The 13,709-nt window shown below is 62.9% G+C and carries 15 protein-coding genes and 1 pseudogene; 11 read left to right on the top strand and 5 right to left on the bottom strand.

The window, feature by feature from the left end; genetic code table 11:
• Nucleotides 1-39 precede the first annotated feature (39 nt).
• On the bottom strand, nucleotides 40-759 hold the full coding sequence (locus tag AC0L2K_RS25210; protein WP_473532585.1) for an ArsR/SmtB family transcription factor: 720 nt from the start codon (nucleotides 757-759) through the stop codon (nucleotides 40-42).
• Between the two features lie 70 nt (nucleotides 760-829).
• Between AC0L2K_RS25210 and AC0L2K_RS25205 the strand changes: the two genes are divergently transcribed.
• From AC0L2K_RS25205 to AC0L2K_RS25175, 7 genes are all read left to right on the top strand, one after another.
• Nucleotides 830-1,339, top strand: a complete 510-nt coding sequence (locus AC0L2K_RS25205; RefSeq protein ID WP_473532584.1) for a DUF2938 domain-containing protein — start codon at nucleotides 830-832, stop codon at nucleotides 1,337-1,339.
• Between the two features lie 320 nt (nucleotides 1,340-1,659).
• Entirely contained in the window at nucleotides 1,660-2,301 is a 642-nt protein-coding gene (locus AC0L2K_RS25200) for a 50S ribosomal protein L25/general stress protein Ctc (protein WP_023799895.1), read from the top strand.
• A gap of 22 nt (nucleotides 2,302-2,323) precedes the next feature.
• Nucleotides 2,324-3,049, top strand: coding sequence for an aminoacyl-tRNA hydrolase (gene pth, locus AC0L2K_RS25195; protein ID WP_023799896.1), 726 nt, complete (start codon nucleotides 2,324-2,326; stop codon nucleotides 3,047-3,049).
• Nucleotides 3,050-3,146: 97 nt separating this feature from the next.
• Nucleotides 3,147-4,250 (top strand): redox-regulated ATPase YchF, encoded by a 1,104-nt coding sequence (ychF, locus tag AC0L2K_RS25190; RefSeq protein WP_287230758.1) that lies wholly within the window; start codon nucleotides 3,147-3,149, stop codon nucleotides 4,248-4,250.
• A gap of 354 nt (nucleotides 4,251-4,604) precedes the next feature.
• Complete coding sequence (corA, locus tag AC0L2K_RS25185; protein WP_027151044.1) at nucleotides 4,605-5,579, top strand: magnesium/cobalt transporter CorA; 975 nt, start codon at nucleotides 4,605-4,607, stop codon at nucleotides 5,577-5,579.
• 123 nt (nucleotides 5,580-5,702) lie between these two features.
• Nucleotides 5,703-6,218: a MaoC family dehydratase gene (locus AC0L2K_RS25180; protein ID WP_287230760.1), complete on the top strand. Its 516-nt coding sequence runs from the start codon at nucleotides 5,703-5,705 to the stop codon at nucleotides 6,216-6,218.
• Nucleotides 6,215-6,685: a MaoC family dehydratase gene (locus AC0L2K_RS25175; protein WP_023799902.1), complete on the top strand. Its 471-nt coding sequence runs from the start codon at nucleotides 6,215-6,217 to the stop codon at nucleotides 6,683-6,685. The genes AC0L2K_RS25180 and AC0L2K_RS25175 overlap by 4 nt, the downstream gene beginning before the upstream one ends.
• Nucleotides 6,686-6,849: 164 nt before the next feature.
• Here the strand turns inward: AC0L2K_RS25175 and AC0L2K_RS25170 are convergent, their stop codons facing one another.
• The 4 genes from AC0L2K_RS25170 to petA all read right to left on the bottom strand — a co-directional run bounded on the left by AC0L2K_RS25170 (nucleotide 6,850) and on the right by petA (nucleotide 10,468).
• Complete coding sequence (locus tag AC0L2K_RS25170) at nucleotides 6,850-7,395, bottom strand: adenine phosphoribosyltransferase (protein WP_287230762.1); 546 nt, start codon at nucleotides 7,393-7,395, stop codon at nucleotides 6,850-6,852.
• Between the two features lie 228 nt (nucleotides 7,396-7,623).
• Nucleotides 7,624-8,496 carry a cytochrome c1 gene (locus AC0L2K_RS25165; protein WP_287137019.1) on the bottom strand — a complete coding sequence of 291 codons (873 nt, stop codon included), beginning with the start codon at nucleotides 8,494-8,496 and terminating at the stop codon, nucleotides 7,624-7,626.
• A gap of 89 nt (nucleotides 8,497-8,585) precedes the next feature.
• The gene (locus tag AC0L2K_RS25160) at nucleotides 8,586-9,890 is read right to left on the bottom strand and encodes a cytochrome b (protein ID WP_128177051.1); all 1,305 of its coding nucleotides are present in this window, start codon (nucleotides 9,888-9,890) and stop codon (nucleotides 8,586-8,588) included.
• Between the two features lie 17 nt (nucleotides 9,891-9,907).
• Nucleotides 9,908-10,468, bottom strand: coding sequence for a ubiquinol-cytochrome c reductase iron-sulfur subunit (gene petA, locus AC0L2K_RS25155; RefSeq protein ID WP_027151039.1), 561 nt, complete (start codon nucleotides 10,466-10,468; stop codon nucleotides 9,908-9,910).
• Nucleotides 10,469-10,767: 299 nt separating this feature from the next.
• On the opposite strand from petA, the gene AC0L2K_RS25150 reads away from it, so the two are divergent.
• From AC0L2K_RS25150 to ccoS, 4 genes and pseudogenes are all read left to right on the top strand, one after another.
• Nucleotides 10,768-11,646, top strand: coding sequence for a DUF2189 domain-containing protein (locus tag AC0L2K_RS25150; protein ID WP_473532583.1), 879 nt, complete (start codon nucleotides 10,768-10,770; stop codon nucleotides 11,644-11,646).
• Nucleotides 11,647-11,866: 220 nt separating this feature from the next.
• Nucleotides 11,867-12,670: an HAD-IC family P-type ATPase gene (locus AC0L2K_RS25145; protein WP_473532582.1), complete on the top strand. Its 804-nt coding sequence runs from the start codon at nucleotides 11,867-11,869 to the stop codon at nucleotides 12,668-12,670.
• Nucleotides 12,592-13,347: pseudogene (locus AC0L2K_RS25140) on the top strand (HAD-IC family P-type ATPase); the annotation flags it as partial. The gene AC0L2K_RS25145 and the pseudogene AC0L2K_RS25140, both read left to right, overlap by 79 nt.
• Entirely contained in the window at nucleotides 13,344-13,505 is a 162-nt protein-coding gene (gene ccoS, locus AC0L2K_RS25135; RefSeq protein WP_128247209.1) for a cbb3-type cytochrome oxidase assembly protein CcoS, read from the top strand. The pseudogene AC0L2K_RS25140 and the gene ccoS, both read left to right, overlap by 4 nt.
• Nucleotides 13,506-13,709: the final 204 nt, after the last annotated feature.

Genomic DNA, 13,709 nt, shown 5'->3' with positions numbered 1-13,709 from the left:
TTGAGTTGGCTTGCCCCGGCGACGCGGGCTTCGGCTCTGTCAGCCGCTTTCGTAGTTCATGCCGTCGACATCAAGGTCTGAGGCCAGCCACTCGGGAAAGCCACCTTCGAACCGACGTGATGCCCAGCCTCGCGCCCTCAGGATTGCCAGCGCGTCGGCAGAGAGAACGCACTGGACACCACGACAATAGGCGACGATGACCTTCTCTCGTGGAAGCTCCGCAAGTCGTTCTTCCAGCTCACCCGCGGGAATGTTGATCGCACCCGGCAAATGCGCGGCCGCGTATTCCTCTTGCGGCCGGACGTCGAGCAGCACGATTTCGTCGTCCCGTATGCGGCGCACCAGTTCCTCGCGCGAGATGTTCTCCAGCCTGTCCGGCCGGCTCATTGTGTCATCGATAAGCTCGCGGATTTGCTCGCGCCTGTGGTTCGCAAGGCTGCGCAGGGCCCCAAGCACGTTTTCGATCGGACCATCGGCCAGACGATAAAGCACGCGTTTCCCGTCTCGCCGGGTCTGCACCAAGCCGGCCCGCTTGAGCTGTTGAAGATGCTGCGACGTGTTGGCCAAGGCGATCCCGGAAAGTTGCGTCAGCTGCTCCACGGCCAGTTCGCCGTCGGCAATGTGGCGCAGAAGAACCAGCCGGTGTGCATGCCCCAGCGTGCGGGCGAGATCGGCTATCTCGTCAAAGATCGGATGATGGACATCTGCGTTTTTCATATTGATCGATTGCATGGTACAATCAATCAAACGATCAATCAATACATTGAATGTCTTATTTCAACCGGCTAGTGTCGGACGCCCAAGACAGGAGCATGGACCAGACAGGAGCATGGAAATGAACGAGCAGTTGGAGTTCGTTGTCCGCGCAGCCGCGATCGGAACGGGGGCGACGGCGGTGATGGATCTTTGGGGATTGTTTCTGAAACGAACGTTGGCGATTCCGCCGCTTGATTATGCCTGGGTCGGCCGCTGGATCGGCCACTTTCCGCGAGGACGTTTCGCACATGCGAATATCGCGCAGGCGCCCCGAATTCGCGGCGAAACGCCTGTTGGCTGGGTCGCGCATTACGCGATCGGCATCGTCTTTGCTGCATTGCTGATGGCAGTATGGGGCCTCGACTGGGCACGAGACCCGACATTGCTTCCCGCCCTTGTTGTCGGCATGTCCACTGTCGTTGCCCCGTTTTTCATAATGCAGCCAGCCTTTGGAGCCGGAATTGCAGCCTCGAAAACGCCCAATCCGAGCACCGCGCGTCTGCGCGGCCTCATCACTCATCTGTCCTTCGGCGTCGGGCTGTATGCCGCTGCGTTGTTTTCCGCACACCTGTTCCCGATCTGATACTGGTCGATTGCGGTCGGCTTTCAGGACACAACCCCAATATTTTGCAAATGCGGGAGCAAGCACGAAATTCAAAAGCGAGACACTGCCCACCCGCCTTCGCCACCCGCCTTTGGCTTGCACCCCGCCCCACCTTCCGCTATAGAGCCGCCACCCGCGTAGACACCCTTGGAGGCAACGCGGCGGAAGGCTGTCCGGCCTCACGTGATCCCAAAAAAGATTTTGGACCAGATCATGTAAGGCCATGACAGCTTTCGACGTTTACGGCCCAGGCATCTCGCCGGCCGCGAACGCTCCAGAACAACGCGAAAGGAAATGCCATGAGCCAAGCTTCTTACGAGCTCAAGGCCGAAGCGCGCGAACAGGTCGGTAAGGGGTCCGCCCGTGCAGTTCGCCGCAACGGTAAAGTGCCTGCAGTAATCTACGGCGACAAGCAGCCTCCCCTGGCGATTGCGCTGACCTACAAGGACATCTACTACAAGATCCATGGCGGCGGGTTCCTGACCACGATCGCCACGATCGATGTCGACGGCAAGAAGATCCAGGTCCTGCCGAAGGACTACCAGCTCGACCCGGTCAAGGATTTTCCGGTCCATGTCGACTTCCTGCGCATCGGCAAGGACACCGAAGTCAATGTCGACGTGCCGGTCCACTTCATCAACGAGGACAAGTCGCCCGGCATCAAGCGCGGCGGCGTGCTCAACATCGTGCGTCACGAGGTCGAGTTCCACTGCCCGGCCAATGCGATCCCGGAATTCATCACCGTCGATCTCACCGGCACCGATATCGGCGATTCGATCCACATCTCGGCGGTCAAGCTGCCGGCCGGCGTCAAGCCGGTGATCTCCGACCGCGACTTCACCGTCGCGACCATAGCCGGCTCCGCGGCAATGAAGCCGGAGGCTGAAGAGACGGTCGAAGCGGCTGAACCCGAAGCGGCTCCTGCCGACGAAGAGAAGTAATCCTTTCCGCTCGGAGGTGACGATGCTGCTGTTTGCAGGCCTCGGCAATCCGGGCGCGAAATACGCTGACAACCGGCACAATGTCGGCTTCATGGCGGCGGACGCAATCGCCCGCCGCCATTCCTTCTCGCCCTGGTCGAAAAAGTTCCAGGGCCTGGTCGCCGAAGGCACGCTTGCCGGCGAGAAAATCGTCCTGATCAAGCCGCAGACCTTCATGAACCTGTCCGGCCAGTCGGTCGGCGAGGCCCTGCGCTTTTACAAGCTCGACGCTTCGGCGCTGACCGTCTTTTATGACGAGATCGACCTTGCCGCCGGCAAGGTGCGGGTCAAGGTCGGCGGCGGTTCCGGTGGCCACAACGGTATCCGCTCGCTCGAGCAGCATGTCGGCAAGGATTTCCGCCGTGTGCGCATTGGCGTCAGCCACCCCGGCGTCAAGGAAATGGTGCATGGCCATGTGCTTGGCGATTTCGCCAAAAGCGACCGCGAGTGGCTGGACGTGCTGCTCGACGCCATCGCCGACGATGCCGGACTGCTTGCCAAGGGCGACGACAATTCCTTCATGAATCGCGTGACGCTGGCCTTGCGCGACAAGCTCACACCGACGGGCGACGACGACCGCCCGCCACCCAAGGCGCCGAAAGCACAAAGCCACGTTCGCCAGGCGCGGCCGCAGCAACCGGCGGCCAAGCTGCCCGAAACCGGCCCGATGGCCGCCATGCTGAAGAAGCTGTTTGGCGGCAAGGATTGAGCCTGGCCACGGATCGGGGCTGCAGGGCTTGACGTTCGTCACCCCTTTCGCCCATAGCCCTCATCAAATTTCGATTTCCCGATAGGACCGGATAAAAATGGGTTTCAAATGCGGCATCGTTGGCTTGCCCAACGTCGGCAAGTCGACGCTTTTCAACGCGCTGACCAGGACGGCGGCGGCACAGGCCGCCAACTATCCGTTCTGCACCATCGAACCGAACACCGGCGAAGTCGCGGTGCCCGACCCGCGCCTGCAAAAAATCGCGGCGATCGGCAAGTCGAAGGAGATCATCCCGACCCGCATCTCGTTCGTCGACATCGCCGGCCTGGTGCGCGGTGCCTCGAAAGGCGAAGGGCTGGGCAACCAGTTCCTGGCCAATATCCGCGAGGTCGACGCCATCGTCCATGTGCTGCGCTGCTTCGAGGATGACGACATCACCCATGTCGAGGGCCGCATCGATCCCGTCGCCGACGCCGAAACCGTCGAGACCGAACTGATGCTCGCCGATCTCGACAGCCTCGAGCGCCGCATCGTGCAGTTCCGCAAGCGCGCTTCCGGCAAGGACAAGGAGGCGCTGACCGTGCTTCCGATGATGGAAGCCGCCCTTGAACTCCTGCAGGCCGGCAAGCCGGCCCGCATCCTGCTCAAAAATATCTCCGCGGAGGATCTGCGCATCCTGCAGGGGCTGAACCTGCTGACATCGCACCCCGTGCTCTATGTCTGCAATGTCGCCGAGGCCGATGCTGCCACCGGCAACGCACACACCAAAGCGGTCGAACAGATGGCTGCCGTGCAGGGCGCCCGCACCGTGGTGATTTCAGCGGCGATCGAGGCCGAGGTCGCGCAGCTTAGCGACGAAGAGGAAATGGAATTTTTGGCGACGCTGGGGCTCGACGAGCCCGGCCTGAACAAGGTCATCCGCGCCGGCTACGAGCTGCTGCAGCTCATCACCTATTTCACCGTCGGGCCGAAGGAGACGCGCGCCTGGACCGTGCACAAGGGCGCCAAGGCGCCGCAGGCAGCAGGCGTCATCCACACCGATTTCGAGCGCGGCTTCATCCGCGCCCAGACCATCGCCTACAACGACTTCGTCACGCTGGGCGGCGAAGTGGCGGCCAAGGAAGCCGGCAAGGCGCGCGACGAAGGCAAGGAGTATGTCGTCCAGGACGGCGACATCATGCTGTTCAAGTTCAACACCTGAGCTGACCAGCGCTTCCTTCTCCCTTTCTCTTTTGGGAGAAGGTGGGGCGCCTTCTCCTTCTCCCCTTGTGGGAGAAGGTGGCCGAGCGAAGCTCGGTCGGATGAGGGGTGTTCCAGCTTGGCACCGCGGCACTCCGTGCAACACCCCTCTTCCGTCTCGGCGCTGCGCGCCGATCCACCTTCTCCCACAAGCGGAGAAGGGAGAGCCGCGCGGCCCCGCCCGCGTCGCTTGACTGCCCACAATGCCCGGTCTAAGGGGCGTCTGCACCCGGCGCCCTGCGCCCGCCCGGTGCAATCCGAAACGACGCGCCCGCTCCAACCCATCCTTTTTGGCCTCAGCAAGGGAGACCCGGCGATGATCAAGGCATTCGTCGTCGACAATGATCGCCTGCGCCTTGCCGACGATCTCCTGGCAAACAGCGACCAGGTCGTCTGGGCCGATCTTGTGAGCCCGACAAAGGAAGAGGAAGCGGCGATCGAGGCGTGGCTCGGTGTTGCCATTCCGACGCGCGAGGAGATGGAGGAGATCGAGATTTCGAGCCGCCTCTATGTCGAGGACGGCGCCTATTTCATGACCGCCATTCTGCCGGCCCAGACCGAGGCCGACGATCCCCTGATGTCGCCGGTCACCTTCGTGCTGGCCGGCAACAGGCTGATCACCGTGCGCTACCACGAACCGAAGGCCTTCAAGACCTTTCCGCAGCGCGCCGAGAAGGTGGCGACCGGCTGCACCAGCGGCGACACCATCCTGATCGGCCTGCTGGAGGCGATCGTCGACCGCCTCGCCGACATTCTGGAGCGTGCCGGCCGCGATATCGAGACGATTTCGCGCGACATCTTCCAGCCAAGCTCGACCAAGGCGTCGAAGCGCAATCGCGATTTTCAGGAATTGCTGAAGGCGATCGGCCGCAAGGAGGACATCGCCTCCTCGATCCGCGACAGCCTGATCTCGCTGCAGCGGCTCGCCGGCTTCCTCACCCACGCCTCGACCCAGACCAAGATGAGCAAGGACATCCGCGCCCGCATCAAGACCTTGTCGCGCGATGTACTGTCGCTCGCCGACCACGCCACCTTCCTGTCGCAGAAGATCAACTTCCTGCTCGACGCAACGCTCGGCATGATCTCGATCGAGCAGAACGCCATCATCAAGATCTTCTCCGTCGCCGCGGTCATCTTCCTGCCGCCGACGCTGGTCGCCTCGATCTACGGCATGAATTTCAACGTCATGCCTGAACTGACCTGGAACTTCGGCTATCCTTTCGCCATCGGCTTGATGATCCTCTCGGCTATCCTGCCCTTCTGGTATTTCCGCCGCCGCGGCTGGCTTTAGAGGCTTCGGAGCTTCTATTGGGTTGGGCGTGATGGCCTGGCGCACCAGAAATGACTTGACCGCCCCGCCTGCATCCGGGAAACCACCGTGGCGATCGTACAATCTTGAACCGGATTCCAGACCATGACCGGAAAGAACGCAAAGACCTCGGCCCATGAAAAGACTGGGGCCTATGAAAAGACCTGGGCCTATGAGGATTTCGTCGAGGGCGCCTCGCTCGACCTCGGCACGAAGCTGGTGAGTGCGGCCGAGATCGTCGAATTCGCGCAAGAGTTCGATGCGCAGCCGATGCATCTCGACGAGGCGGCGGGCAGGGCCAGCATCCTTGGCGGGCTGGCGGCCTCCGGCTGGCACACCTGCGCGATGTTCATGCGCATGCTGTGCGACGCCTTCCTGCTGGACTCGACCTCGCAAGGCGCCCCCGGGGTCGACCAGGTCCGGTGGAAGAGGCCGGTGCTGGCCGGCGACATCTTGAGCGGCAGCACCACCGTCCTTGCCAAACGTCTGTCCAGGTCCAAGCCCCAGCTCGGCCTCGTCACTTTGCGCAGCGAGCTTTTCAACCAGCGTGGCGAAGGCGTCTTCGAACTCGAGAACACGGTCATGTTCCTCGCCCGTGATGCCGCACAGGGCCGCTCATGACATTGGACGAGTTCTTCTGCATCGGCGTCACCGTCACCCTCGGCTCGCATAGATTCGAGCCCGAGGCGATCAAGGCGTTCGCCAGGAAATACGATCCGCAGATATTCCATCTCGACGAAGAGGCGGCGAAGAACAGCGTGTTCGGCGGCCTGTGCGCCTCCGGCTGGCACACAGCTGCAACCTGGATGAAGCTGAACCTCGAGACCGGCGTGGAGGCCGAAGGCATCAGCTGGGCCGGCGGTGGGCCCGCCCCCGAATTCGGGCCATCGCCCGGCTTCAAGAACCTCAAATGGCTAAAACCCGTCTATGCCGGAGAAACCGTGACCTTCACCCGCACCGCGCTTGCCCACCGCCCCATCGCATCGCGGCCGGGCTGGCGAGTGCTGACACTGCGCTCGGAAGCTTTCGATTCGACCGGCGACAAGGTCATCGAGTTCGAAAGCGCCGTGCTGGTGAAGGTGGAATAGTTTCTTCCTTCTCCCCTTGTGGGAGAAGGTCGATCGGCGCGTAGCGCCGAGACGGATGAGGGGTGCTCCAGCTTGGCACTGCGGCACTCCATGCAGCACCCCTCATCCGACGTCGGCTTCGCGAGGCCACCTTCTCCCACAAGGGGAGAAGGCAGAACACTCTCTCAATGCCCTTCGAACCCGATCAGCGTCCTGACCGGCACGCCGAGCGCCTCGAGCTTGTCGCGGCCGCCGAGGTCCGGCAGGTCGATGACGAAGCAGGCGGCGAGGATGTCGGCGCCGATCTGCCGCAGCAGCTTGACCGCTGCCTCTGCCGTGCCGCCGGTGGCGATCAAATCGTCGACGAGGATCACCTTCTCACCCGGAGACACGCCATCCCTGTGCATCTCCATCTCGTCCAGCCCGTATTCGAGGCTGTAGGCGACGCGCACCGTCTCGTAAGGCAGCTTGCCCTTCTTGCGGATCGGCACGAAGCCGGCCGAGAGCTGGTGGGCGACGGCGCCGCCAAGGATGAAACCGCGCGCCTCGATGCCGGCGATCTTGTCGACCTTCTGGCCGGCATAGGGATGCACCAGCTCGTCGATGGCACGGCGGAAGGCGCGCGCATTGCTTAGCAGCGTGGTGATGTCGCGAAACAGGATGCCCGGCTTCGGATAGTCTGGAATGGTGCGGATCGCGGCAACCAGCGTGTCTTCGAGCGAAGGTTTCATGGGGCGGCTCTCCGGGCGTTCGTCCGACTTGAAGACATGAAAGGGAATTTTGGCCGATCGTAACCCGGCGCGGTCGGCGACGGCTACCGCGATGTGGCGCCTGGAAGAAAATTGTCCGGCAAAGGACTGGAGCCGGCTACCTTCGGAGGCGTCTTCGGAGGCAGTCCTCAGAACATGCAAAAAGGGCGCCCCTTCGACGCCCTTTTTGATTTGGTGGTTTTCCGTAGCTCAGTGCGCCACGCCGGCCCACACCTTGCGCTTGGTCAAATAGACCAGCGCACCGAACAGCAACAGGAAAACCAGCACGCGAAAGCCGGTCTTCTTGCGGGCTTCCAGATGCGGCTCGGCTGCCCACATCAGGAAGGCCGACACGTCGCGGGAATACTGGTCGACCGTCTGCGGCGAGCCGTCGTCATAGGTCACCTGATCGTCGGAAAGCGGGTTGGGCATCTTCAGCGAGACGCCGGCTATGAAGTACGGATTGTAGTGGGTGCCTTCCGGTATCTCCATGCCCGCCGGCGGCTGCTCGTCATAGCCAGTCAGCAGCGAGTGGATGTAGTCGGGACCACCCTGGGCGTATTGCGTGAAGATGTCGAAGACGAAACGCGGAAAACCGCGCGTGACGCCGCGCGCCTTGGCCAGCAGCGACATATCGGGCGGCGCAGCCCCGCCATTGGCGGCCGCTGCTGCCTGATCGTTGGGGAACGGCGCCGGGAAATGGTCGGACGGTATGCCGGGACGCTCGAACATGTCGCCGGCATCGTTGGGACCATCGTTGATCGTGTACTCGGCGGCCAGCGCCTTGACCTGCGCTTCCGAATAGCCAAGATCTTCCAGCGTGCGAAACGCCACCAATTTCATCGAATGGCAGGTGGCGCAAACTTCCTTGAAGACCTTCAGCCCGCGCTGCAACTGCGCCTTGTCGTAGGTGCCGAAAGGTCCGGCGAAGCTCCAGTCCATCTCCTTCGGTTGGTGTATCGGGAAATGCGTCGGCGCGGCTTCGCTGTGCGCCTCCTCCTGGGCGATCGCCCCGGTGGTCGCGGCCGCAGTGCCTGCCAGCACAAGGCCGAGCAGCGCCAGCGAGGTGAGAATCGTCTTCATACCAAATCCCCTTGAGATTCTCTGGCGCGCTGTCGTCGTCTCGAGCATGATCTTGTCCGAAAACCGGTCTCCACTTTTCGGGGTCATGCTCAGCCCTTGGTTTCCGGCGCGGCTGTCGCGCGAGCCGGATGCCCGCCACCGCCAGCCTTGTTCTTCTCGAGAACTGCCTCGGTGATCGAGTTCGGTAATCGCCGCGGCTTCTCGACCAGGCCCAGCACCGGCAGCACGACCAGGAAGAAGGCGAAGTAGAACAATGTCGCCATCTGCGCCATGAAGACATAGCTGCCCTCGGCCGGCTGCGAGCCCAGCCAACCAAGCAGGACGGCATCAATCACGAACAGCCAGAAGAACAGCTTGTACCAGGGCCGGTAGACCGCCGAGCGCACTTTCGAGGTGTCGAGCCACGGCACCAGGAACAGCATGGCGATGGAGCCGAACATCGCGAGCACGCCACCGAGCTTGGAGTTGATCGGCCCGATATTGAAGGTGATGGCGCGCAGGATCGCGTAGAACGGCAGGAAGTACCATTCCGGCACGATGTGGGCCGGCGTCTTCAGCGGGTCGGCGACGACGTAGTTGTCCGGATGGCCGAGAAAGTTCGGCAGGTAGAAGACGAAATAGGCGAAGATGAACAGGAACACCAGCATCCCGAACGCGTCCTTGATGGTCGCGTAAGGGGTGAAGGCGACGGTATCGGTCTTCGATTTGACCTCGATGCCGGTCGGGTTCGACTGGCCGACCACATGCAGCGCCCATATATGCAGCACGACGACGCCGGCGATCATGAACGGCAGCAGATAGTGCAGTGAAAAGAAGCGGTTCAGCGTCGGGTTGTCCACGGCGAAGCCGCCGAGCAGAAGCTGCTGGATCCATTCGCCGACCAGCGGGATGGCGGTGAAGAAGCCGGTGATGACGGTCGCGCCCCAGAACGACATCTGTCCCCAGGGCAGCACATAGCCCATGAAGCCTGTCGCCATCATCAGGAGATAGATGATGCAGCCGAGGATCCACAGAAGCTCGCGCGGCGCCTTGTAGGAGCCGTAATAGAGGCCGCGGAAGATGTGGATGTAGACGGCGACGAAGAAGAACGACGCGCCGTTCGAATGCAGATAGCGCAACAGCCAGCCCGAATTCACGTCGCGCATGATCTTCTCGACCGAATCGAAGGCGAGACTGCTGTCCGCCGCGTAGTGCATGGCCAGCACGATGCCGGTCAGCATCTGCGCCCCCAGCATGAGAGCCAGGATACCGCCGAAGGTCCACGCATAATTGAGGTTGCGCGGCACCGGATAGGCGACGAAGCTGTCATAGACCAGCCGCGGCAGCGGCATGCGGGCGTCGACCCAGCGTCCGATACCGGTCTTGGGCGTATAGGTCGAGTGTCCCTCGCTCATCGAAATGTCCCCTCGCCTCAGCCGATACGGATCTTGGTGTCGGAAATGAACTGGAATACCGGCACCGACATGTTCTCCGGCGCCGGTCCGCCGCGGACGCGGCCGGCGGTATCGTATGTCGAACCGTGGCACGGGCAGAACCAGCCGCCGAACTCGCCTTCCTGGCCGAGCGGAATGCAGCCGAGATGGGTGCAGACCTGGACCATCACCATCCAGGCCTCCTTGCCCGGCATGGTGCGGTTGGCGTCGGTCGCCGGCGCATCGGCCGGCAGATTGGCGTTGCGAGCGAGCGGATCCTTGAGCTCGGCCAGATTGACCGCCTCGCCGTCCTTCATCTCTTGTTCGGTGCGATTGCGCACCACCACCGGCTTGCCGCGCCATTTCACGACAAGCGACGTTCCCGGAGTCAGCGAGGAGACGTCGACCTCTACCGAGGCCAGCGCCAGCGTCGAGGCATCCGGGCGCATCTGGTCGATGAACGGCCAAGCGACGGCACCCGCGCCGACCACCGCGGCCATGCCCGTGGCGACGTAGAGAAAATCACGACGGTTGGGATCCTGGATGTCGGTTGCGCTCACGGGTGCCTGATCCTTTCGCCTCTTCCGTGCCGGTGGCCGAGGCTTGCTCCCCGCTCTTTCACGCCAACCCGACAGCGCATGGCGAACAGGCTAGCGAATTCCTCCGGCAATTGGCCTTCGGTTTATGCGTGAAGCCCGTTTTTGTCCAGACGGGTGAAGGCACAAGGGCAGATTGTCGCGGGGACGCAATTCGGCGGCGGACGGCGTAGCGACGGGCACATGTCGAACACGGCGAAAACGAGCGAAATCAACCCGCGAAGCAGCGCCGGCGTCTGTCTCGACAGGAGAGGAGGAGTGAGATGAGCGAGACCGACAAGTCGTATTGGCTGCTCAGCGAGACCTCGGGCATTGGCGAAACGCGCGACCGGCGCCTCGACCGGGGACTGCCGCTTTTCGAGGGACTCCGCTGGCTCTCTGCGGGCTGGCGGGATTTCTGGATCCGGCCCGCGTCGAGCCTGGCCTATGGGATTGTCGTCTTTCTCCTGTCCGACGCCTTCGTTTGGACGCTTGTCGGATTCGGTCGTGACTACATTCTGTTTCCGGCGCTTGCCGGGTTCATGATCGTGGCCCCCTTTTTGGCGCTAGGCCTGTATGAAAAGAGCCGGGCAATGGAGGAAGGACGCGCCATCGGCCTCGCCTCGATGCTCCTGGTGCGCCCCACCGGCGGCGCACAGTCTTCTTCACGGGCCTACTACTGTGTTTGCTCCTGCTTCTGTGGACGCGTGCGGCGCGACATGGGGGATGGCGCTTTCCAGACCCAGTTTTCGGTACCGCAAGCGCATTGCGCTGCCTGCATAGCTGCGATCGAAGGCGCGCTGCAAAGTCTCGACGGAATCATCGCGGCACGAGTGAATCTCACGTCCCGACGTGTCGGCGTGAAGTGGAGGAATGAAGGTCGTGTCCCTCCGATGCTCGACGCCCTGAAGGCTGTCGGATACGATGCCTTCCTCACGGAGACGGAAGACGGCGCATGCGATGCCGAGTTGTCGCGGCTGCTGCGGGCCACAGCCGTGGCGGGATTCGCCGCCATGAACATCATGTTGCTGTCGGTGTCCGTCTGGTCTGGCGCAGATCAGGGAACTCGAAATGCATTTTACTTGATCTCGGCGCTGCTGGCCGTCCCCACCGTCGCCTATTCCGGCGGATATTCTTCGTTTCGGCGTGGAATTTGGCGATGAAGCGCACCGCCAGCATGGACTTTCCCATCTCAGTCGGAATCCTGCTGGCTCTGGGCTTGAGCCTCTACGACACGTCTGTCGGAGGACCTCACGCCTATTTCGATGCGGTAACGTCGTTGATCTTCTTTCTGCTTGTCGGGCGCACGCTTGACCATGCGATGAGGCGGAAGGCGCGGAACGCCGTCACCGGTCTTGCCCGCTTGATGCCGAGGGGGCGGCGGTGGTCGGGGCGGACGGAAGCCGCGAGTTCCGCGACCTGACAGAAATCGAGCCGGGCGACATGATATTGGTAGCCCCCGGAGAACGCATTCCGGTGGACGGGACGGTTGTCCTGGGCGCGGGCAGCCTCGACGTTTCGGTGGTGAGCGGTGAGTCCAAGCCCGAACGCGCGCAGCCGGGCAGCGCCGTTCTTTCGGGAGCGCCAAGTCTTGATGGCGCGCTCACTGTCCGTGCCGAGCGGCGTGCACGGGATTCCTTCCTCGCCGACGTGGTCAGGCTGATGGAGGCGGCTGAGCACGGCCGCGCCCGCTATCGCCGCATCGCCGACCGCGCGGCCGCGCTCTATTCCCCTGTCATCCATCTGCTGGCGCTTGCGACTTGCGCCGCCTGGATACTGCTTACAGGCGACTGGGATCGATCGGTTACGATTGCGATTTCCGTCCTCATCATCACCTGCCCGTGCGCGCTCGGCCTTGCCGTGCCGATGGTCCAGGTCGTGGCGGCGCGCCGGCTGTTCGATCGCGGCGTCACCCTCAAGGATGGCAGCGCGCTAGAGCGCCTTGCCGAGACCGACACCGTGGTCTTCGACAAGACGGGCACGCTCACGACGGGCGCCGCCCGCGTCGAACGGCACACGGTAGCTCCGCAAGATGTTGTGGCCGCCGCAGCACTCGCCTCCTTTTCCAGGCACCCGGTGGGGCGCGCGGTGGCCGCGATGACAGTCGCAAGAGTGGCTACCGAAGGGTTCCGCGAAGTTGCCGGTACGGGATCGAAGGGCGCGTTGGCGAAGCGTTTTACAGGCTAGGAAGGAAGGATTGGGTCTCCGCAAGCGTGGCCAACGTCCCGAGTGAAGCCGCCACGTGGCTTTCGAAAGACGGAAAGCTTGCGGGTTCATTTGCGATTGCCGACGAAATCCGTCCTGGCGCGACGCGTGCCATCCGAAAGCTAACTGACCTCGGGTTGGCGACAGAGGTGCTGTCCGGCGATCGAGTGGAGGAGGCTTGCAGGGTGGCGGCTGCGTTGGGAATCTCGGAAATCCGCCACGGTGCGCTTCCCGAGGACAAGGTCGAGCGTCTGGAGGAGCTGGCGCGGTCCGGCCGCCGCATCCTTATGGTTGGAGACGGGCTGAACGATGCCCCCGCGCTCGCGCATGTCTCAATGGCGCCCTCGTCGGCGGCAGACATCGGGCGGAATGCTGCCGACCTTGTCTTCCTGGGCACGAGCCTTGAGGCCGTACCACATGCCATAAGAGTCGCCCGGAACGCATCCCGGCTGGTGCGGCAGAACCTCGCCCTTGCCATCGCCTACAACGTTCTGGTCGTGCCCCTCGCTGTGATGGGCCATGTTACGCCCCTTATGGCCGCTGTCGCCATGTCGACGTCATCGATTCTCGTGGTCGGCAACGCATTGCGCCTTCCGGGCGAGCCTCCGCCCGCAGGATCTCCGGCTCTTCGCAGGCTCGACGTGGCGGAGGCGGCATGAACTATCTCCTCTGGCTTGTTCCAATTGCCTTGGGCATGGGCGTCGCGGGTCTCGCGGCGTTCCTGTGGTCGATGCGCAGCGGCCAATATGAAGATCTCGACGGAGCCGCCGAAAGGGTGCTGCTTTCAGACGCCGCGGACGTTCCTCTTCGTCAGTAATGGGTGGAAAAGCGAGGCGGCCGCTCAGGAGGCTCGCCCCAAGGGCGGGAAGGCGCCGACCGCCGACGGCGTTTTCTCAAGGAGCAGAACGGACGGAAGGGTTTGACAATGTCTCAAGCTGGTGACAGGCCGTACGACTGGGTGGCGGCGTTGGCGTTCTACTCGGGAGCCGCCGTGCTTGTCCCAAGCCTCGCCGCCTTGGTC

The sequence above is a fragment of the Mesorhizobium sp. WSM4817 genome (assembly GCF_055811135.1).
This window is presented reverse-complemented; position numbering and strand designations above follow the sequence as displayed.